Here is an 18,085-nt window from a genome sequence, read left to right on the forward strand (position 1 = left end):
TCGCGGTACGGCGCGGCCCCGGGCCGGGGAGAGCGGGGAGAGCGGCCGGTGTCAGCCGCGCCAGGGGAGCTCGGCCGTGACCGTCGTCGGCCCTCCGGCCGGGGAGTCGACCGCGAGGATCCCGTCCACCGCGCCGAGCCGCTCCGCGAGCCCCGCGAGCCCACTGCCGCCCGCGATGTCCGCCCCGCCCTTCCCGTCGTCCCTGACCTGCACCATCAGCCGGTCCTCCACCCGCCAGACCTCCACCCAGGCCTTCCGGGCGCGGGCGTGCTTGGAGACGTTCTGGAGGAGCTCGGAGACCGTGAAGTAGGCGATGCCCTCGATGGCCGGAGCCGGCCGGGCCGGCAGGTCCACCTCCACGGAGACCGGGACCGCGCAGCGGGTGGCGACGGAGGAGAGCGCGGCGTCCAGACCCCGGTCGGTCAGTACGGCCGGATGGATGCCCCGGGCCAGATCGCGCAGCTCCCGCAGCGCCGTCTTCACCTCGCCGTGCGCCTCGTCCACCATCACCGCCGCCGCTTCCGGGTCCTGCAGCAGCTTCTCCTTCGCCTGGCCCAGGTCCATGGCGAGGGCGACGAGCCGGGCCTGGGCGCCGTCGTGCAGATCGCGCTCGATGCGGCGCAGGTCGGCGGCGGCGGTGTCCACCACCACCCCCCGGTCGGACTCCAGCTCGGAGACGCGGCCGGCCAGCCGGGACGGGCCGAGCAGCCCGGTGACCATCAACCGGTCGACGAACGTCATGCCCCGGATCAGCCAAGGCGTGACCAGGACGAAGAACAGCCCGACCGCGCTGGTCACGGCGACCTCGAAGGAGGAGTCCAGATAGAAGGCGTGCGTCCGGTCGCCGTAGAGCTGGAGCCCGTCGACACCCGCGTACACCGGGAAGACCCACTGCCACAGCGGGTACGTGAGCAGCGCCCAGCCGTACGCCCAGAAGCTCACCGCGACCGAGAAGGCGAAGACCGCCCACGGCATGTGGAGCACCGCGTAGAGCAGATGCCGCCACGACGCGCCGCTCTTGAGGACGCCCCCGACCCAGGACATCAGCCCGCCGTTCCCCTTGCCGTTCGCGCTCCTGTTCAGTACGGGGGCGGGGTCGGCGACGTCCAGACCGAGCAGGACACGCGCCCGGGCCCGCTCCACCGCGCCGAATCCCCGGCACATGGCCAGTGCGCCGGCCAGCACCGGGATGCCGAGGAAGGTGACGACCAGCCCGGCGCCGAGCGCCGTCATGGTGAGGGCGAGCGAGAAGTAGAGGACGCTGAGCGGCAGGCCCAGCAGCAGGTATCCGAACTCCCGCCAGGTGCGGGCCTCGACCGGTGCGCGCAGCGCTGCCGGAAGGCGGTGGGGGCGGTCGTGCCGCAGATCCCGTCCGTATGCCGTGGCCATCGGTGTGTTCCGTTCTGTCGTCTGCCCGCCGCGGTCTGGTCCCGCCGCCGGCCCGCCGTCGTCAGCCCTACGCGCTCTGCCGGGCTCGTGTGAATCCAGAGTGGCCGGGCGGGGTACGTCCCCACCATGGAGCCGGTATCCCTCTTGGACCGGGGGTTTTCCCTACTGGCGGGCGCGCGCGTCCTACGTCCGGTGAGGGACCGGCCCCCGCGCGCGCCACGGCAGTTCCGCCGTGACGGTGGTGGGACCGCCGGCCGGCGAGTCCAGGAGGAACAGCCCGTCGACCGCGCCGAGCCGCTCGGCCAGCCCCGCCATCCCCGTACCGCCGTCCAGCCGGGCCCCACCGCGGCCGTCGTCGCCGACCTGGATCAGCAGCCGGTCCTCCGTACGCCACACCTCGACCGACGCGCCGCGCGCCCCGGAGTGCTTGGAGACGTTCTGGAGCAGTTCGGAGACGGTGAAGTAGGCGATGCCCTCGATGGCTTCCGCCGGGCGCTCGTCGAGATCGACCGTCACCCGCACGGGGACCGTGCAGCGCGCGGCGACGGAGGAGAGCGCGGCGTCCAGGCCCCGGTCGGTCAGCACGGCCGGATGGATGCCCCGGGCCAGATCGCGCAGCTCCCGCAGGGCCAGCTTCACCTCGCCGTGCGCCTCGTCCACCATCACCGCCGCCGCTTCCGGGTCCTCCAGCAGCTTCTCCTTTGCGAGGCCGAGACCCATGGCGAGGGCGACGAGCCGGGCCTGGGCGCCGTCGTGCAGGTCGCGTTCGATGCGGCGCAGGTCGGCGGCGGCGGTGTCCACCACCACACCCCGGTCGGACTCCAGCTCGGCGATCCGCAGCTCCAGCTCGTCGGAGGGCGACAGCAACCCCTGGACCATCACCCGGTCCAGGTGGGCGAGCCCGCGGACGACATAGGGGAGCAGGGGCCACAGGACGAGACAGACGAGGGTGAGGGTGAAGGTCAGTACGCCCCAGGGCAGTCTGACGAACCCGTAGAGCACCGCCCGCCACCCGACCGGGTCCTTGAGCCGGTTCCACAGCCATGGGAAGAGGCCGCCGTGTGCCGCGCGGTCCGCTCCGGGCAGGGGGCTCGGTTCCTCGACCCGCACGTGCAGCAGGGCGCGGGCCCGCGCCCGCTCGGCCCGGCCGAGCCATCGGGCGCCGCCGAGCCCGACCGCCAGCAGCGGCAGACCGATCACCGTCACGGACAGCGCCACGCCGAGCAGCACCGTGACCATGACGTACACGAAGCCGATCAGGGTCATCGGAAGGTTGGAAAGAAGGTGGGCGACTTCCCTCCAGGTGTTCCGGCCGAAGGCCGTGCGTATGGAGGGCGGCCGGTCCTGGTCCGCACGGCCGGCGGTGTCGATGCTCGCGGTCATGGCGCCCAGCCTGCCGGGCCGCTGATCCACACGCCATGGGGCAAGGCGGTGGCACGAAGTAGGGATAACCCCACTCGCACTGTGGACGGCCTGCTTACGGTCCCTTTAGCAGGGCCTAGACTCCCGTGCGTACAGATCGTCGAATGGGCCTGAGGGAGCGAGGGGCGGACGTGCCGGAACCGACCGTATCGACCGTCGCAGCCGACTACTTCGAGAGTTATTCGGTCGTCGGACTGCTCGCCGTGCTCGGTGTGCTGTTCGTTGCCGTGGCTTTCGGAGCCGGCCGGCTGCTGCGACCCGTCGTGCCGACGCCGGAGAAACTGCTCACCTACGAATGCGGCGTCGACCCGGTGGGGGAGGGCTGGGCCCACACCCAGGTCCGCTACTACGTCTATGCGTTCCTGTACGTGATCTTCGCCGTCGACTCGATCTTCCTCTTCCCCTGGGCGACCGTCTTCGCGGCGGCCGGGTACGGCGCCGCGACGCTGGTCGAGATGTTCATCTTCCTCGGCTTCCTGGCCGTGGGACTGCTCTACGCGTACAAGAAGGGCGTCCTGACATGGACGTGACCCCCGCTCCTGATTCCGGCCCGGTGCTGCTGCCCGAGCCGAAGCGACTTGGCGTGCTGTCCCGACTGGCACCCGAGCCGATGAAGGTGGTCCTGAACTGGGGCCGCCGCTACAGCCTCTGGGTCTTCAACTTCGGCCTGGCGTGCTGCGCGATCGAGTTCATCGCCGCCTCGATGGCCCGCCACGACTTCATCCGGCTCGGTGTCATCCCCTTCGCGCCCGGGCCGCGCCAGGCGGACCTGATGATCGTCTCCGGCACGGTGACGGACAAGATGGCCCCCGCCGTCAAGCGCCTGTACGAGCAGATGCCCGAGCCCAAGTACGTCATCTCCTTCGGCGCCTGCTCGAACTGCGGCGGCCCCTACTGGGACTCGTACTCCGTGACCAAGGGCGTCGACCAGATCATCCCCGTCGACGTCTACGTGCCCGGTTGCCCGCCGCGCCCCGAGGCGCTGCTCCAGGGCATCCTCAAGCTCCAGGAGAAGATCGCCCGCGAGTCGCTGAGCGAGCGCTACGCGAACGGGCCCTCCGTCGGCCAGCTCCGCAGCGGCCTCGTCACGCCTCCGCCGGCCCCGGGCGGTGACCGCTGATGCCCGCGACCGGCAACGCGTACGACAGCCTCCCGGACTCCGCCGCCGAGATCTTCGGCGAGGAGGCCACGGCCGAGCGGGCGTACGACCTCCTGACGGTCGACGTGCCCGTCGGCTCGTGGATCGCCGCGCTGGAGACCGCCCGCGACAAGCTCGGCTGCACCTACTTCGACTGGCTGAGCGCGGTCGACGAGGCGGAGACGGGCTTCCGGGTCTGCGCCCATGTCGTCGCCCTGGAGGGCCACCGCGTCCGCCGCCTGATGCTCCGTACGACCGTCCCGCACGCCGCTCCCTCCCTGCCCAGCGCCGTCGAGGTCTACGCCGGCGCGGGCTGGCACGAGCGCGAGACGTACGAGATGTTCGGCGTCACCTTCACCGACCACCCGCACCTGGTGCCGCTGCTGCTCCCCGAGGGCTTCGAGGGCCATCCACTGCGCAAGGACTTCGTCCTGGCGGCCCGGGTCGCCAAGGCGTGGCCGGGTGCCAAGGAGCCGGGCGAGTCGGAACACGGCGGCCCCAAGCGCCGCCAGATGCTCCCGCCCGGCGTCCCCGACCCGAACGAGTGGGGCCCCCTCAAGGGCCAGCTCCCGCCCGCCCCGGCCCGCCCCGCCCGCACTCCGCGCGCGGCCGGCGACCGCCCGGTGCGGCGTGCCCGCACGGCGGGCGAGGGCTCGGCGAGCCGGCCGGCCGAACCCACGGCGGTCCCGCCGGGAACGCCCGCCGCTAAGGACGAGCCGGCCCCCGCGAGGCCCCCGCGCCGCACGCGCACAACGGCGGACGGTTCGGCGAGCCAGGCCCCGGAGCAGGCAACGGCGACGCCGGAACCGGCACCCGTTACCCCTGAGACGGCGGCCGGCCCTGAGACGGCACCCGCTACCCCTGAGACGGCGGCCGGCCCTGAGACGGCACCCGCTACCCCTGAGACGGCGGCCGGCCCTGAGACGGGGGCTGGTCCCGAGACGGCACCGGCGTCCGAGGCGCCGAAGCCCGACGCACAGAAGCCTGAGGCACCGACGGCTGAGGCGGGCCCGGAGGGACCGGCACCGGAGGCGAAGCCCGCCCCGCGGACCCGCAGCGCCGACGCGCCGTGGCACCACGCGCGCCCGGCGTTCGAGGAGCCGGACAAGGGTGCGGAGGCCCAGACCGCTCCGGCCGCCGAGCCCGAGCCGGGCACCGGTCAGGACGCCACCCCCGGCACCGAGAACCCCGAGCCGGACACCGCCACCCCCAAGCCCAACGCCCCCAAGCCCAACGCCTCCAAGCCCAACACCGCACAGCCCGACCCCGAGACCGACCCCGAGACCTCCGGAGGCGACCCCGCGTGAACGACGCACTCGACGTCGCCCTTCGGCTGATCGCCGTCTTCGCCGTGTTCCTGGTCCTCCCGCTGGTGGTCGGCCAGACCGAGCACAAGGTGATGGCCCATATGCAGGGCCGCCTCGGCCCGATGTACGCGGGCGGTTTCCACGGCTGGGCCCAGCTCGTCGCCGACGGCGTGAAGTTCGCGCAGAAGGAGGACGTGGTCCCGGCCAACGCCGACCGCCGCGTCTTCCAGCTCGCTCCTGCCGTCGCCCTGCTCCCGTACCTCCTCGTTCTGATCGTCATCCCGATCGGCCCGAGCGAGAGCGCGGTGGGCCAGATCATCGACGCGGGCATCTTCTTCGCGCTCGCCGTCATGGGCGTCGGCGTGCTCGGCTCGCTGATGGCGGGCTGGGCGTCGGCCAACAAGTTCTCCCTCCTGGGCGGTCTGCGCACCGCCGCTCAGCTCCTCGCGTACGAGCTGCCGATGCTGCTCGCCGCGGCCTCCGTCGCGATGGCCGCCGGAACCGTCTCCCTCCCCGGCATCCTCAATGCCTTCGAGTGGTGGTGGCTGCCGTGGCAGATCGTCGGCGCCCTGGTCTTCTTCACCGCCGGCCTCGCCGAACTCCAGCGCCCGCCGTTCGACATGCCGGTCGCCGACTCCGAGATCATCTTCGGCGCGTACACCGAGTACACCGGTCTGCGCTTCGCCCTGTTCCTGCTCGCCGAGTACGCGGGCATCGTCGTCCTCTGCGGTCTGACCACCGTCCTCTTCCTCGGCGGCTGGCACGGCCCCTTCGGGGCGGACGGGCTCGGCTGGGTGTGGACCCTGCTGAAGACCGCCGTGCTCGCCTTCGTCGTGATCTGGCTGCGGGTGAGCTACCCGAGGCTGCGTGAGGACCAGTTGCAGAAACTCGCCTGGACGACCCTCGTCCCCCTCGCCCTCGCCCAGATCGCCCTCACCGGCATCGTCAAGGTGGTGATCCAGTAATGGCTCCGATCCCGGGCAGCGGCCTGGCCAAGGGCCTCGCCGTCACCCTCCGCACGATGACCCGCAAGAGCCACACCGCGCAGTACCCGGACGTCCAGCCCGACCTCCCGCCCCGCACCCGTGGCGTGATCGGCCTGTTCGAGGAGAACTGCACGGTCTGCATGCTCTGCGCCCGTGAGTGCCCCGACTGGTGCATCTACATCGACTCCCACAAGGAGACGCTCCCGGCCGCCACCCCCGGGGGCCGCGAGCGCAGCCGCAACGTCCTCGACCGCTTCGCCATCGACTTCTCGCTCTGCATGTACTGCGGTATCTGCATCGAGGTCTGTCCTTTCGACGCGCTGTTCTGGTCGCCGGAGTTCGAGTACGCGGAGACGGACATCCACGAACTCACCCATGAACGGGACAAGCTCCGCGAATGGATGTGGACGGTCCCGGCCCCGCCCGCGCTCGACCCGGGCGCGGAGGAGCCTAAGGAGATCGCCGCGGCCCGCAAGGCGGCCGACAAGCTCGCAGCCGCCCAGGCCGCCGCCGCTGCCGACGAGGCCGCCGCGGCCCAGGGCGGCACGGCCCCGGACGCCGCCGGTCGGACACAGCCCCCGGTCGTGGGCGACCAGAAGCTGCCCCCGGCCGAGGGAGGCCCCGCGTGATCCTCGCCGCCCACACCGCAGCACAGATCGCCGTGGCCGCCACGGGCCCCACGGCGGCCACGGCCGCCAACGGCCCGGGCTTCCTCTCGCCCTCGGGCGTGGAGATCGCCTTCGTCCTCGTCGGCCTCGCCACCCTCGGCGCGGCCGCCGTCGCCGTCACCACCAAGCAGCTGGTGCACGCCGCCCTGTGGCTGGTCGTGGCGCTCGGCGGTCTCGCCGTCGAGTACCTCCTCCTCACCGCGGAGTTCATCGCCTGGGTCCAGGTGCTGATCTACGTCGGCTCCGTCGTGGTTCTCCTCCTCTTCGGTCTGATGCTCACCAAGGCGCCCATCGGCCGCTCCCCGGACGCCGACTCGGCCAACCGTCCGGTCGCCCTCGCGGTCGCCCTGGCCGCCGCGGCCGCCCTGGTCTGGGTGGTCGTGGACGCCTTCCGCACCACCTGGATCGACCTGGACGGGCCGGCTCAGGGGTCCACCAAGGTGTCCGGCGAGATCCTCTTCCGGCACTGGGTGCTGCCCTTCGAGGCGCTCTCCGTCCTTCTCCTTGCCGCACTCGTCGGCGCGATCGTCCTGTCCCGCAAGGACACCGAGGACACAGAGAGGCAGAGCTGATGCATCTCGCCTATCCCGCGGTCCTCTCCGCCCTGCTCTTCTGCACCGGGCTCTACGGAGTACTGGCCCGCCGCAACGCGATCCTGGTCCTGATGGCCGTCGAGCTGATGCTCAACGCGGTCAACCTCAACCTGGTCGCCTTCGACGTCTGGCTCCGCGACACCCTGCACACCGGACAGGCGCTGACCCTCTTCACCATCGCCATCGCCGCCGCCGAGATCGGCATCGGTCTGGCCATCGTGCTGATGGTCTACCGCAACGGCGGCACACCGGACATCGACAAGCTCCGCGTCACCGCCGAGCCGACGGACGGCGACGGCGACGACGCGTCGGGCGCCCCCGACAGCGACACCGACACCGACAGCGACCAGGAGGCCGGCGACCGGGCCGGCGAGAAGGCCGAGGCCACCGCGTGACCACGACGACCCTCGCCTTCCTCGTCCCCCTCCTTCCGTTCCTCGGCGCGGCCGCCGGCCTGCTCCTCGGCCGCACCGCCCCCGGGTTCGTCCGCCCCCTGGCCGTCCTGCCCACGCTGGCCGCCGCCGCACTCGCCGTCGTCGTCGCCGTCCACCAGGACGGCGGCAAGACGATCGACGCCGCCACCCGGCTCACCCCGACCGGCTCGGTCCCCATCGACCTCGCCCTGCACATCGACGGCTTCGCGGCTCTCGTCGCCGTGCTCGTCGGCGTCGTCGCCTCGTGCGTGCAGATCTACTCGACCGGCTACCTCCGCGACGACCCGCGCTATCCCTCGTACGCCGCTCTCGTCTCCCTCTTCACCTCCGCGATGCTGCTCGTCGTCTACTCCGGCGACCTGATGGTGCTGCTGGTCGGCTGGGAGATCATGGGCATCTGCTCGTACTTCCTCGTCGGCCACTACTGGGAGACGCCCGAGGCGCGCGCCGCCTCCCTGAAGGCCTTCCTGGTCACCAAGCTCGGCGACGTCCCCTTCCTCATCGGTCTGTTCGCGCTTGCCACCGAGGCGGGCACCTTCCGGATCACCGGGGTCCTCGGCGCCGTCGCCGGCGGCGGCATCGACCACCCCACGGTGATCGCGCTGCTGCTGCTCGCGGGCGTCGCGGGCAAGTCCGCGCAGTTCCCGCTGCACACCTGGCTCCCCGACGCGATGGCCGGCCCCACCCCGGTCTCCGCGCTGATCCACGCCGCGACGATGGTCGCCGCCGGTATCTACTTCGTGGCCCGCCTCCTCCCCCTGTTCGCCGCCTCCGCGGCGGCCATGACCGTCCTCGCCGTGATGGCCGCCGTCACGATGGTCGGCTCGGCGCTCGCCGCCCTCGCCCAGGACGACATCAAGCGCGTCCTCGCCTACTCGACCATCGGCCAGCTCGGCTACATGTCGGGAGCCCTGGCCGTGGGCGACCGAGGCGCCGCCGTCTTCCACCTCCTCTCCCACGGCGCCTTCAAGGCCCTCCTCTTCCTCGCCGCCGGCGCGGTCATCCACGCCGCCGGCACGAACTCGCTGACCGCCATGTCCCGCATGGGCGGACTGGCCAAGCGCATCCCCGACGCGTACTGGACGATGACCGTCGCCCTGCTCGCACTCGCCGCGATCCCGCCGTTCGCCGGCTTCTTCTCCAAGGAAGCCGTCCTCGTGGCCGCCGAGCACACCGCCCTGGGCGACCGGACCGTCGCCCCGGCCGGAGCCGGCTGGACCGTACTGATCGCCGGTCTGCTCACCGCCCTCCTCACCGCCGCCTACGCGACCCGCTTGTGGCTGCTCGCCTTCCGCGGCCGGGGAGCCGAGGCCCCCGACCACGGCAGGCAGCCGATCGCCATGACGGCCGTCCTGTGGCTGCTCGCCGTCCCGTCGCTGGCCTTCGGCCTGACGGCCGGCCGCCTCGACGACTGGTTCGACGGCAACGCCCTCACCCCGACCGTCACCACCGCGGTCCTCGGCACGGGCGTCGCCCTCGTCGGCGGGCTGATGACCTACGCCACCTGGCGCGCGCTCTCGGCCAAGGCCGCCGGCGCCCCGGGCCGCCCGGCCGCCCCGGAGACCGTCGCCCACCCCGACGCCGAGCCCGCCCTGGTCGAGGCCGAGGCACTCCAGCTGCCGCACCCCGCCGGTGACCCCGCGGACCCGGGACGCCTGCTGCTCGGCCCGCTCCACCGCCACGCCGCCGTGGGCTTCCACCTCGACGCCGTGTACTCCGCGCTCTTCGTGCGCCCCGTCGTCGCGGCGGCCTCACTGGTCCGCTTCCTCGACCGCGAGGTCGTCGACACCTACGTCCGGGGCGCGGGCACCGGCACCCGCTGGCTGGGCTGGGCCGTCCGCCGCGCCCAGACCGGCAATGTGCAGACCTACCTCAGCGCCCTGCTCGCCGGCTCCGTCGTCCTGGCGATCGCCGCCGTACTCGTCGCCGCCGGAGCGTGAGCCGTGATCGATATCAGCGAATCCGTGATGCAGTTCCTTCTCGCGTTGCTCGTCGTCGGCCCGCTCATCGGCGCCGCGGCGGCCCTCCTGCCGGCCCCGCCCGGGCTGAAGGGGAAGTCACCCGACCAGGCCGTGCTCCGCCACGGCATGATCGTCACCGGTGTCGTCCTCCTCGTCGCGCTCGTCCTCGTGCTGGGCTTCGACCACGACCAGCCCTCGAGGATCCAGGCCACGACGGACATCAAGTGGATCCCCGCACTCGACGTGCGCATCCACCTCGGCATCGACGGCATTTCCCTCCCCCTGGTGGTCCTGACCGCGCTGCTGACCTTCCTCTGCGCGCTGTACAGCTACTTCAAGATGCCCGCGGGCCCCTCGCCCAAGGCATTCGTCGCCCTGCTGCTGGTCCTCGAGTCCGGCACGCTGGCGACCTTCGCCGTCCTCGACCTGGTGCTCTTCTTCCTCGCCTTCGAGATGGTGCTCATCCCGATGTACTTCCTCATCGCCCGCTGGGGCGGTGACCAGCGGCAGTCCGCCGCCTGGAAGTTCATCCTCTACACGCTGCTCGGTTCCGTGGTCATGCTGCTCGGCCTCCTTCTCGTCGGGCTGAAGGCGGGCACATTCGACATGGTGGCACTCGCCACTGACAACGGCCGCGACATGAGCACATCGGTGCAGGTCATCGCCGTTCTGGCGATCGGGATCGGCCTCGCGGTGAAGACCCCGATGTGGCCCCTGCACAGCTGGCTGCCGGACGCCCACACCCAGGCCCCGACCGTCGGCTCCGTGCTCCTCGCCGGCGTCCTCCTGAAGATGGGTACGTACGGATTCGTCCGGATCGTCCTCCCGATCACCCCCGACGGGATGCACGTCTTCGCGCCCTACCTCGCGGCCTTCGCCGTCGCCGGCATCATCTACGGATCCCTCGCCTGCCTCGCGCTCGCCCGCCGCGGGAACAAGGGCGATCTCAAGCGCCTCATCGCGTACTCCTCCGTCGGTCACATGGGCTTCGTCCTCCTCGGCATCGCCTCGATGACCCCCACCGGCGTCAACGGCGCGCTGTTCGCCAACATCGCCCACGGCCTCATCACCGGCCTGCTGTTCTTCCTGGTCGGCGCGCTCAAGGACCGGTACGGCACCGCCGACCTCGACACCCTCGCCGGCGCCGGCGGCGCCGGGCTCTACGGCAGGGCCCCCCGCTTCGGCGGTCTGCTCGCGTTCGCCGCCGTCGCCTCGCTCGGGCTGCCCGGCCTCGCCGGGTTCTGGGGCGAGATGCTCGCGATGTTCGGTGCGTTCGACCCCGCGCAGGGCCTCAGCCGCCCCGCGTTCCTCACCTTCACCGCGATCGCCTGCCTCGGCACCCTGCTCACCGCCGCGTATCTGCTGGTCGTCGTGCGCCGGGTCTGCATGGGCGCCGTGCCCGCCGACCGGCCGCGGCTCACCGACATCCAGGGGTACGAGTTCGCCGCCTGGAGCCCGCTCGTCGCCCTCACCGTCCTCGCCGGCCTGTGGCCCGCGGTCCTCCTCGGTCTCACCGACCCGGCCGTGCAGAAGCTCCTCGCTGGAGGAAAGTCGTGACCGTCGCCGCCGCGAGCGCCGCCAACCTCGTCCAGTCCGTCGACTGGCTCGCGATCGCGCCACCCACCGTGGCCGCGGTGGTCGGGCTGATCGTGCTCGTCGCCGACCTCTTCGTCCCCAACGGGCGCAAGCAGCTCCTCGGCTGGTTCGCGATCGCCGGACTGGCCGCCGCGACCGTCCTCCTGCTGCCCCTGCGCCGCGGAGACCGATCAACCTTCTGTCTCACCACCGACCCGGCCGTCTGCTCCTACACCGCCGACCACTTCGCCGTGGTGATCCAGTTCCTGGTCCTCGGCGGGGCGCTGCTGACGGCCCTCCTGTCACTCGCCGACACCAAGGAGAAGCTCCCCGCGGGGGAGTACTGGTTCCTGCTGCTCTCCTCGGCGGCCGGCGCCGCGCTGCTGCCCGCCTCCCGGGACCTCGCGACCCTGGTCGTCGCCCTGGAGGTCGCCTCGCTGCCCGCCTTCGCCCTGGTCGGTCTGCGGCGCGGCGACCGCATGTCCAGCGAGTCGGCGCTGAAGTTCTTCCTCTCCTCGGTCACCGCGACCGCCGTAATGCTGCTGGGCGTCAGCTTCGTCTACGCGACGACGGGCACCCTGCACCTCACCGAGATCGCCCAGCGGCTGGACGACGTCCCGGCGCAGCTGGAGACCCTCGCCGAGGCGGGCGTGGCCCTCACGCTGGTCGGCTTCGCCTTCAAGACGGCGGCCGCGCCCTTCCACTTCTGGGTTCCCGACACCTACGTCGGCGCGCCCCTCCCGGTGGCCGCGTACCTCTCGGTCGTCGGCAAGGCGGTCGGCTTCTCCGGCCTCATCCTGGTGACCGTCATCGCCTTCCCGTCGTACGCCGACGTCTGGGGGCCGGCCCTCGCCGTACTCGCCGCCCTCACCATGACCGTCGGCAACGTCGCGGCGCTGCGGCAGGTGCCCACGCGCGCGTGGAGCGCGATCCGGCTACTGGCCTGGTCCTCCGTGGCCCAGGCCGGCTACCTCCTGGTGCCGATCGCCGCCGCCGCGTACTCCGGCGACGACCAGATCGGCTCCACCGTCGCGTACGCCCTGATGTACGCCGTCGTGAACCTCGGAGCCTTCGCGGTCGCCGCGCTGGTCGCCCGTACGCGCCCGGACAACCGGGTCTCCGACTACCGGGGCCTCTACGCCACCCGTCCGCTGACCGCCCTGGCCATGGGTTTCTTCCTGCTCTGCCTGGCCGGCCTGCCCCCGGGTATCATCGGTCTCTTCGCCAAGGTCACGGTGTTCTCGGCGGCGGTGGACGCGGGTCTCGGCTGGCTCGCCGTCCTCATGGGCGTCAACGTCGTGATCGCGCTCTACTACTACCTGCAGTGGACCGCGATCCTCTTCCGCGCCCCCGCCGGCGCCCCGAAGGCCGCACGGCACCCCGCCCCGGCTCCGATCACCCTGGCGATCGTGCTGACGGCGGCAGCGGGCGTCCTGCTGTCGGGCTACCCGCAGCTGGTGCTCCGTTACGCGGCGAAGACCCTGTTCTGACGCCGCCGACCGTCCCCATCCCGCACGCGCACACGTGCACACATCGAGGAGCAGTACCGTGCTGAACGGTTTCAAGGACTTCATCCTTCGCGGAAACGTGATCTCCATGGCCATCGGTCTGGCGGTCGGATCCGCGTTCACCGCTGTGGTGACCGGTTTCAGCAAGGCCTTCATCACCCCGCTCATCGGTGTCGCCACGGGCTCCATCGGGGACTTCAACGCGGTCACCTTCAAGGTCAGGGGGGTGGAGTTCCCGTACGGCCTGTTCATCGCCGCCGCCATCTCCTTCGTGATCACCGCTGCCGTGCTGTACTTCGTCGTCGTGGTCCCGATGATGAAGATCCAGGAGAAGTTCACCCGCGACGAGCCGGTGGACGCCAAGGGCACCCTCCGCGACTGCCCCCGCTGCTACACCGAGATCCCGGCCATCGCCACCCGCTGTGCCCACTGCACCAGCGATGTGGAGCCGATCGTCGAGGCTCTGGAGAAGGCCGGGCTCCCCGCCCAGCGCTGACTCACCCGCACGGCCCACGCGGCCTCCGTGCGCACTGGGGAACCTGCGTCTCCCGCCTGGCGTTGACCGGTACGGGAAGGTCCACTGAAGCAGTGGACCAGCACAGGCAAAGGGTCCCCTGCCGCACCATTTGGAGGGCGTACCGTGCACCGCCGGCACAACGGGCTGAGGACCGCCGTACTCCTCGGCGGACTGTCCGCACTCATCATCCTCATCGGCAGTTTCTTCGGCCGTACCGGCCTGATCGTGGCGCTTGTCGTAGCCCTGGGCACCAACGCGTACGCCTACTGGAACAGCGACAAGATGGCGCTGCGGGCCATGAGGGCCCGTCCCGTCAGCGAGTTCGAGGCCCCGGCGCTGTACCGGATGGTCCGCGAGCTCTCCACCCAGGCCCGCCAGCCGATGCCGCGGCTCTACATCTCACCGACCCAGGCGCCGAACGCCTTCGCGACCGGCCGCAACCCGCGCAACGCCGCCGTCTGCTGCACGGAGGGGATCCTGCGGATCCTCGACGAGCGTGAGCTGCGGGGGGTCATCGGCCATGAGCTCAGCCATGTCTACAACCGGGACATCCTCATCTCGTCGGTCGCCGGCGCCCTCGCCTCGGTGATCATGTTCCTGGTGAACTTCGCCTGGCTGATCCCGATCGGCCGCTCCAGCGACGACGACGGCCCCGGACTGCTCGGCATGCTGATGATCATGATCCTCGGACCGGTCGCCGCCTCGGTGATCCAGCTCGCCATCAGCCGTTCCCGGGAGTACGAGGCGGATGCCTCGGGGGCGCAGCTCACCGGCGACCCCCTGGCCCTGGCCAGCGCCCTGCGCAAGCTCGACGCGGGGACGAAACAGCTCCCGCTGCCGTCGGAACCCAAGATCGAGACCGCCAGCCATATGATGATCGCCAACCCCTTCCGGCCGGGCCAGGGACTCTCCCGGATGTTCTCGACGCACCCGCCGATGGCGGAGCGGATCGCCCGACTCGAACAGATGGCAGGTCGCCGCCCGTGAAGACAATCCTCAACATCGTCTGGCTCATCCTCTGCGGATTCTGGATGTTCCTCAGCTACCTCCTCGCGGGGGTGCTGCTCTGCGTCACGATCATTGGCATCCCCTTCGGCCTGGCGGCCTTCCGGATCGGCGTCTACGCCCTCTGGCCGTTCGGCTACACGGTCGTCGACCGCCGGGACGCGGGTGCGCCGTCCTGCGTCGGCAACGTCCTGTGGCTGATCCTGGCCGGCTGGTGGCTGGCGCTCGGCCATGTCGTCACCGGCATCGCGCTGTGCGTCACGATCATCGGCATCCCGCTGGGCATCGCGAACTTCAAGCTGATCCCCGTCTCACTGCTCCCCCTGGGCAAGGAGATCGTCCGCACGGACCAGCCGTTCGCCACGCGTTAGGGACTCTCCGAAGTAGCCCCGGTCACCCTGCCCGGCAGTCGGGCCCCGGGCCCGTCCGTCCATGCCCTGTCCAAGGACGTGGACGGTTCCTTTCGCCGAGCCCGCTCCGGACGCCCCGGTGCGGGCCACGCCCGTCGAGGCCTCGCCTGCGTGACGGCGGCGTACGGAGCCGACAGCGGCCGCACCACCGGCCGGGGGCCGTCCCGCCGCTTCCGTCGGCTCGTCGACCGCCTGGGCACCCCTGCCGCCGCCGAGCCCGCCCGTCGCGGCCCCCTTCGAGGAGACCGCCGCAGCCCTCGCGGCGGCGGGCGCGGAACTGGCCCTCGGCTGATTGTCAGTGCCGTGGTCCACCATGAACACATGACCGAGATCGAGCAGTCGCCGCACCACCGGATATCCGGCGGAGCGCCTCAGCGCCGCCGCACCGCGTAGACGACCGCGCCCGCCGCCAGCACCGCGGCCCCCGCCGCCACGGAAGCCCACGGCAGCGCGAACGCCAGCGCGGTGCACCCCATCAGACCGAGCGCCGGCAGGAGCCGGCCCCGGGTGCGACCCGGCTCACTCGCCCCGCCGAGCGTCCACGCCGAAGCGTTGGCGATGGCGTAGTACGTCAGCACGCCGAACGACGAGAAGCCGATCGCCCCGCGCACGTCCGCCGTCGCCGCCACCACCGCGACGATCAGCCCCACCGCGAGCTCCGCACGGTGTGGGACCCGGAACCGGGGGTGGACGACGGCGAGCGCGGCCGGCAGATGGCCGTCGCGGGCCATGGCCAGGGTCGTGCGGGACACACCGAGGATCAGCGCGAGCAGCGAGCCGAGGGCGGCCACCGCCGCTCCGACGCTCACCACGGGAACGAGCCACCGCGCGCCCGCCGCCCGGGCCGCGTCGGCGAGGGGCGCCGCCGACCCGCCCAGCGCGCCCGCGCCCAGCACCGAAAGGACGGAGACCGCGACAGCGACATACACGAGCAGCGCGATGCCCAGGGCCAGCGGCACGGCGCGGGGGATGGTCCGGGCCGGATCCCTGACCTCCTCACCGAGCGTGGCGATCCGGGCGTACCCGGCGAACGCGAAGAACAGCAGCCCCGCCGCCTCCAGCACCCCGCCCGCCGAGGCGTCGGAGCCCAGTCCGAGATGCCCGAAGTCAGCCCTCCCCGAGCCGAGACAGGAGACGACCACCGCGACCAGGACCGCCAGCACCAGCGCCACGATCGCCCGGGTCAGCAGCGCCGACTTCTGAACGCCCCCGTAGTTCACGGCAGTCAGCGCCACCACCGCGGCGACCGCCACCGCGTGCGCCTGATCCGGCCACGCGTACGCGCCGACAGTCAGGGCCATCGCGGCGCACGACGCCGTCTTGCCCACGACGAAGGCCCAGCCCGCCAGATACCCCCAGAAGGGACCGAGCCGTTCGCGACCGTACACATAGGTGCCGCCCGACGCCGGGTAGAGGGCGGCCAGCCGGGCCGACGCCGTCGCATTGCAGTACGCGACCACGGCCGCCACCGCCAGGCCCACGAGCAGCCAGGACCCGGCCGCCGCGGCGGCCGGCCCGAGCGCCACGAAGATCCCGGCCCCCACCATCGCGCCCAGCCCGATGACGACCGCGTCGAAGACCCCCAGTGACCGGCGCAGTTCCTGTGTCATGCGCCGCACCCTACTGTTCGCCGCAACCACCCCCGGCGGCCTAGGCGTCCTTGGGGACACCACGTACGAAAGGCAGGTTCACGGCATGGGCATCATCAGCTGGATCGTTCTCGGTCTGCTCGCCGGAGTCGTCGCCAAGATCCTGCTGCCCGGGCGGGACCCGGGCGGTCTGATCGGCACGACCCTCATCGGCATCGCCGGCGCGTTCATCGGCGGCTGGATCTCGGCCCGCTACATGGACCGGCCGATCAGCAACGAGTTCTACGACGGCGCCACTTGGATAGCCGCGATCGGCGGCTCGCTCGTGCTGCTCATCGTGTACCGGATCTTCTTCGGCCACTCGCGCTCCCGCTAGACCGAAAGGCCGGTCTCCCGCAGGGTGATGTTGAGCCGGCCGGTCAGCCCCAGGGCGGGATCGGCCGTCCCCGGACGGACCTTGGGGACGCCGTGGTAGGCCATGCGCGAGGGGCCGCCGAAGACGAAGAGATCTCCCGAGACCAACTCCACATCCGTGTAGGGCCGTCGACGGTTCTCGGTGTTCCCGAACCTGAAGACACAGGTGTCCCCCAGGCTCAGCGAGACCACCGGCGCGGCCGACCGCTCCTCCTTGTCCTGGTGCATGCCCATCTTCGCGCCCGCCCCGGCGTCGTAGAAGTTCACCAGTGCGGTGTCCGGGGCGTACCCGCCGTGCTCCCCGTACGCCTCGGCCACGGCCTCACGCCCCAACTCCGCGAGCCACTCGGGGAATGCGACGGCCGCGCCGGTGTACCGGTAGGGCTCCCACCGCCGGCCCACGCACAACGTCTGTACGGACATCACCCCGCCGCCCGGCAGCACGGTGTGCCGGAACGGCAGGGGCCCCCGGGCCCACTCCCGGCACGCCTCGACCAGTTCCCCCTGGCGCTCCGGGGACAGCCACCCCGGCACGTGCACGGCGCCGGGCGCCACGACCGCCCGCGCACTCGGCAGCGGGAACAGCCCGTCCGTCACGGCGCCAGGGCGCCTTCCAGAGCGAGCAGCCGCTCCTTGCGCTCCACCCCGCCGGCGTACCCCCGCAGGGCCCCGTCCGCGCCGATCACCCGGTGGCAGGGCCGCACGACCAGCAGCGGATTGCGCCCGATCGCGGTCCCCACGGCCCGGACACCCGCCCCCGCCGCCCCGACGAGCCGAGCGATCTCGCCGTACGTCGTCGTCGTGCCGTACGGAATGTCCTCCAGCGCCCGCCAGACGCGCCGCTGGAAGTCCGTACCCGCGCTCACGTACTCGAGGTCGAAGCGCCTCAGCGTCCCGGCGAAGTACGACCGCAGCCGGCCGCCGATCTCCTCGAACGCCGCCGGGTCGTGCACCCAGCCGTCCTGGACGGCGACGGCGCCCTTCTGCCCGGTCAGCGAGAGCGAGGCGAGCGCGGTGCCACCCTTCGCCGTGGCGGACACCTCACCGACCAGCAGCATCTCGCCCAGCGGCCCGCCGACCCTCGCGTACACCGTCATGGCTCGTCTTCCTCCACTCGCGTCCCTGCTGTCCTGCCTCTACGAGTCTGCGTCCGGCGCCTCATCGGTGCT

At 71.9% G+C, this 18,085-nt stretch carries 19 protein-coding genes; 14 read left to right on the forward strand and 5 right to left on the reverse strand.

Going from position 1 to position 18,085, the window contains the following annotated elements:
- Positions 1–51: 51 nt before the first annotated feature.
- Together ACZ5VC_RS24835 and ACZ5VC_RS24840 are read right to left on the reverse strand one after the other, a co-directional pair.
- On the reverse strand, positions 52–1,389 hold the full coding sequence (locus ACZ5VC_RS24835; RefSeq protein WP_469122243.1) for a sensor histidine kinase: 1,338 nt from the start codon (positions 1,387–1,389) through the stop codon (positions 52–54).
- A 183-nt stretch (positions 1,390–1,572) separates the two neighbouring features.
- Complete coding sequence (locus ACZ5VC_RS24840) at positions 1,573–2,772, reverse strand: sensor histidine kinase (RefSeq protein WP_469122244.1); 1,200 nt, start codon at positions 2,770–2,772, stop codon at positions 1,573–1,575.
- A 143-nt stretch (positions 2,773–2,915) separates the two neighbouring features.
- Here ACZ5VC_RS24840 and ACZ5VC_RS24845 point away from each other — a divergent pair, with 143 nt between their 5' ends.
- From ACZ5VC_RS24845 to ACZ5VC_RS24905, 13 genes are all read left to right on the forward strand, one after another.
- On the forward strand, positions 2,916–3,341 hold the full coding sequence (locus tag ACZ5VC_RS24845; protein WP_468708436.1) for an NADH-quinone oxidoreductase subunit A: 426 nt from the start codon (positions 2,916–2,918) through the stop codon (positions 3,339–3,341).
- Positions 3,332–3,931, forward strand: a complete 600-nt coding sequence (locus ACZ5VC_RS24850) for an NADH-quinone oxidoreductase subunit B (RefSeq protein WP_469122245.1) — start codon at positions 3,332–3,334, stop codon at positions 3,929–3,931. The genes ACZ5VC_RS24845 and ACZ5VC_RS24850 overlap by 10 nt, the downstream gene beginning before the upstream one ends.
- Entirely contained in the window at positions 3,931–5,256 is a 1,326-nt protein-coding gene (locus tag ACZ5VC_RS24855; RefSeq protein ID WP_469122246.1) for an NADH-quinone oxidoreductase subunit C, read from the forward strand. The genes ACZ5VC_RS24850 and ACZ5VC_RS24855 overlap by 1 nt, the downstream gene beginning before the upstream one ends.
- Complete coding sequence (locus tag ACZ5VC_RS24860; RefSeq protein ID WP_469122247.1) at positions 5,253–6,221, forward strand: complex I subunit 1/NuoH family protein; 969 nt, start codon at positions 5,253–5,255, stop codon at positions 6,219–6,221. The genes ACZ5VC_RS24855 and ACZ5VC_RS24860 overlap by 4 nt, the downstream gene beginning before the upstream one ends.
- Positions 6,221–6,871: a NuoI/complex I 23 kDa subunit family protein gene (locus ACZ5VC_RS24865; RefSeq protein ID WP_469122248.1), complete on the forward strand. Its 651-nt coding sequence runs from the start codon at positions 6,221–6,223 to the stop codon at positions 6,869–6,871. The genes ACZ5VC_RS24860 and ACZ5VC_RS24865 overlap by 1 nt, the downstream gene beginning before the upstream one ends.
- A 26-nt stretch (positions 6,872–6,897) precedes the next feature.
- The gene (locus ACZ5VC_RS24870; protein ID WP_469122436.1) at positions 6,898–7,482 is read left to right on the forward strand and encodes an NADH-quinone oxidoreductase subunit J family protein; all 585 of its coding nucleotides are present in this window, start codon (positions 6,898–6,900) and stop codon (positions 7,480–7,482) included.
- A complete protein-coding gene (gene nuoK, locus ACZ5VC_RS24875) occupies positions 7,482–7,898 on the forward strand; it encodes an NADH-quinone oxidoreductase subunit NuoK (protein WP_468708427.1) in 417 nt (138 codons plus the stop codon). The genes ACZ5VC_RS24870 and nuoK overlap by 1 nt, the downstream gene beginning before the upstream one ends.
- Positions 7,895–9,877, forward strand: a complete 1,983-nt coding sequence (locus ACZ5VC_RS24880) for an NADH-quinone oxidoreductase subunit 5 family protein (RefSeq protein WP_469122249.1) — start codon at positions 7,895–7,897, stop codon at positions 9,875–9,877. Before nuoK ends, ACZ5VC_RS24880 begins: the two co-directional genes overlap by 4 nt.
- A 3-nt stretch (positions 9,878–9,880) precedes the next feature.
- Complete coding sequence (locus tag ACZ5VC_RS24885) at positions 9,881–11,455, forward strand: complex I subunit 4 family protein (protein WP_469122250.1); 1,575 nt, start codon at positions 9,881–9,883, stop codon at positions 11,453–11,455.
- A complete protein-coding gene (locus ACZ5VC_RS24890; RefSeq protein ID WP_469122251.1) occupies positions 11,452–12,963 on the forward strand; it encodes an NADH-quinone oxidoreductase subunit N in 1,512 nt (503 codons plus the stop codon). Before ACZ5VC_RS24885 ends, ACZ5VC_RS24890 begins: the two co-directional genes overlap by 4 nt.
- Positions 12,964–13,021: 58 nt before the next feature.
- Positions 13,022–13,477 carry a large conductance mechanosensitive channel protein MscL gene (gene mscL, locus ACZ5VC_RS24895; protein ID WP_469122252.1) on the forward strand — a complete coding sequence of 152 codons (456 nt, stop codon included), beginning with the start codon at positions 13,022–13,024 and terminating at the stop codon, positions 13,475–13,477.
- A gap of 144 nt (positions 13,478–13,621) precedes the next feature.
- A complete protein-coding gene (gene htpX, locus ACZ5VC_RS24900; RefSeq protein WP_469122253.1) occupies positions 13,622–14,485 on the forward strand; it encodes a zinc metalloprotease HtpX in 864 nt (287 codons plus the stop codon).
- Positions 14,482–14,874, forward strand: a complete 393-nt coding sequence (locus ACZ5VC_RS24905; protein WP_469122254.1) for a YccF domain-containing protein — start codon at positions 14,482–14,484, stop codon at positions 14,872–14,874. Before htpX ends, ACZ5VC_RS24905 begins: the two co-directional genes overlap by 4 nt.
- A 410-nt stretch (positions 14,875–15,284) precedes the next feature.
- Here ACZ5VC_RS24905 and ACZ5VC_RS24910 read toward each other — a convergent pair whose 3' ends face one another.
- A complete protein-coding gene (locus ACZ5VC_RS24910; RefSeq protein WP_469122255.1) occupies positions 15,285–16,523 on the reverse strand; it encodes an APC family permease in 1,239 nt (412 codons plus the stop codon).
- An 85-nt stretch (positions 16,524–16,608) separates the two neighbouring features.
- On the opposite strand from ACZ5VC_RS24910, the gene ACZ5VC_RS24915 reads away from it, so the two are divergent.
- Positions 16,609–16,878 (forward strand): GlsB/YeaQ/YmgE family stress response membrane protein, encoded by a 270-nt coding sequence (locus ACZ5VC_RS24915; RefSeq protein ID WP_469122256.1) that lies wholly within the window; start codon positions 16,609–16,611, stop codon positions 16,876–16,878.
- On the opposite strand, the gene ACZ5VC_RS24920 is transcribed toward ACZ5VC_RS24915, so the two are convergent.
- Together ACZ5VC_RS24920 and ACZ5VC_RS24925 are read right to left on the reverse strand one after the other, a co-directional pair.
- Positions 16,875–17,513 (reverse strand): alpha-ketoglutarate-dependent dioxygenase AlkB family protein, encoded by a 639-nt coding sequence (locus tag ACZ5VC_RS24920; RefSeq protein WP_469122257.1) that lies wholly within the window; start codon positions 17,511–17,513, stop codon positions 16,875–16,877. The two genes, ACZ5VC_RS24915 and ACZ5VC_RS24920, sit on opposite strands and share 4 nt — an antisense overlap.
- Complete coding sequence (locus ACZ5VC_RS24925; protein ID WP_469122258.1) at positions 17,510–18,013, reverse strand: methylated-DNA--[protein]-cysteine S-methyltransferase; 504 nt, start codon at positions 18,011–18,013, stop codon at positions 17,510–17,512. The genes ACZ5VC_RS24920 and ACZ5VC_RS24925 overlap by 4 nt, the downstream gene beginning before the upstream one ends.
- Positions 18,014–18,085 lie beyond the last annotated feature (72 nt).

The sequence above is a fragment of the Streptomyces sp. NPDC033174 genome, assembly GCF_055577795.1.

What these genes read in the sequence shown, in the direction of transcription:
- ACZ5VC_RS24835 (WP_469122243.1), bottom strand. Translation starts at nt 1,389, where the DNA reads ATGGCCACGGCATACGGACGGGATCTGCGGCACGACCGCCCCCACCGC.
- ACZ5VC_RS24840 (WP_469122244.1), bottom strand. Translation starts at nt 2,772, where the DNA reads ATGACCGCGAGCATCGACACCGCCGGCCGTGCGGACCAGGACCGGCCG.
- ACZ5VC_RS24845 (WP_468708436.1), top strand. Translation starts at nt 2,916, where the DNA reads ATGGGCCTGAGGGAGCGAGGGGCGGACGTGCCGGAACCGACCGTATCG.
- ACZ5VC_RS24850 (WP_469122245.1), top strand. Translation starts at nt 3,332, where the DNA reads ATGGACGTGACCCCCGCTCCTGATTCCGGCCCGGTGCTGCTGCCCGAG.
- ACZ5VC_RS24855 (WP_469122246.1), top strand. Translation starts at nt 3,931, where the DNA reads ATGCCCGCGACCGGCAACGCGTACGACAGCCTCCCGGACTCCGCCGCC.
- ACZ5VC_RS24865 (WP_469122248.1), top strand. Translation starts at nt 6,221, where the DNA reads ATGGCTCCGATCCCGGGCAGCGGCCTGGCCAAGGGCCTCGCCGTCACC.
- nuoK (WP_468708427.1), top strand. Translation starts at nt 7,482, where the DNA reads ATGCATCTCGCCTATCCCGCGGTCCTCTCCGCCCTGCTCTTCTGCACC.
- ACZ5VC_RS24910 (WP_469122255.1), bottom strand. Translation starts at nt 16,523, where the DNA reads ATGACACAGGAACTGCGCCGGTCACTGGGGGTCTTCGACGCGGTCGTC.
- ACZ5VC_RS24915 (WP_469122256.1), top strand. Translation starts at nt 16,609, where the DNA reads ATGGGCATCATCAGCTGGATCGTTCTCGGTCTGCTCGCCGGAGTCGTC.
- ACZ5VC_RS24925 (WP_469122258.1), bottom strand. Translation starts at nt 18,013, where the DNA reads ATGACGGTGTACGCGAGGGTCGGCGGGCCGCTGGGCGAGATGCTGCTG.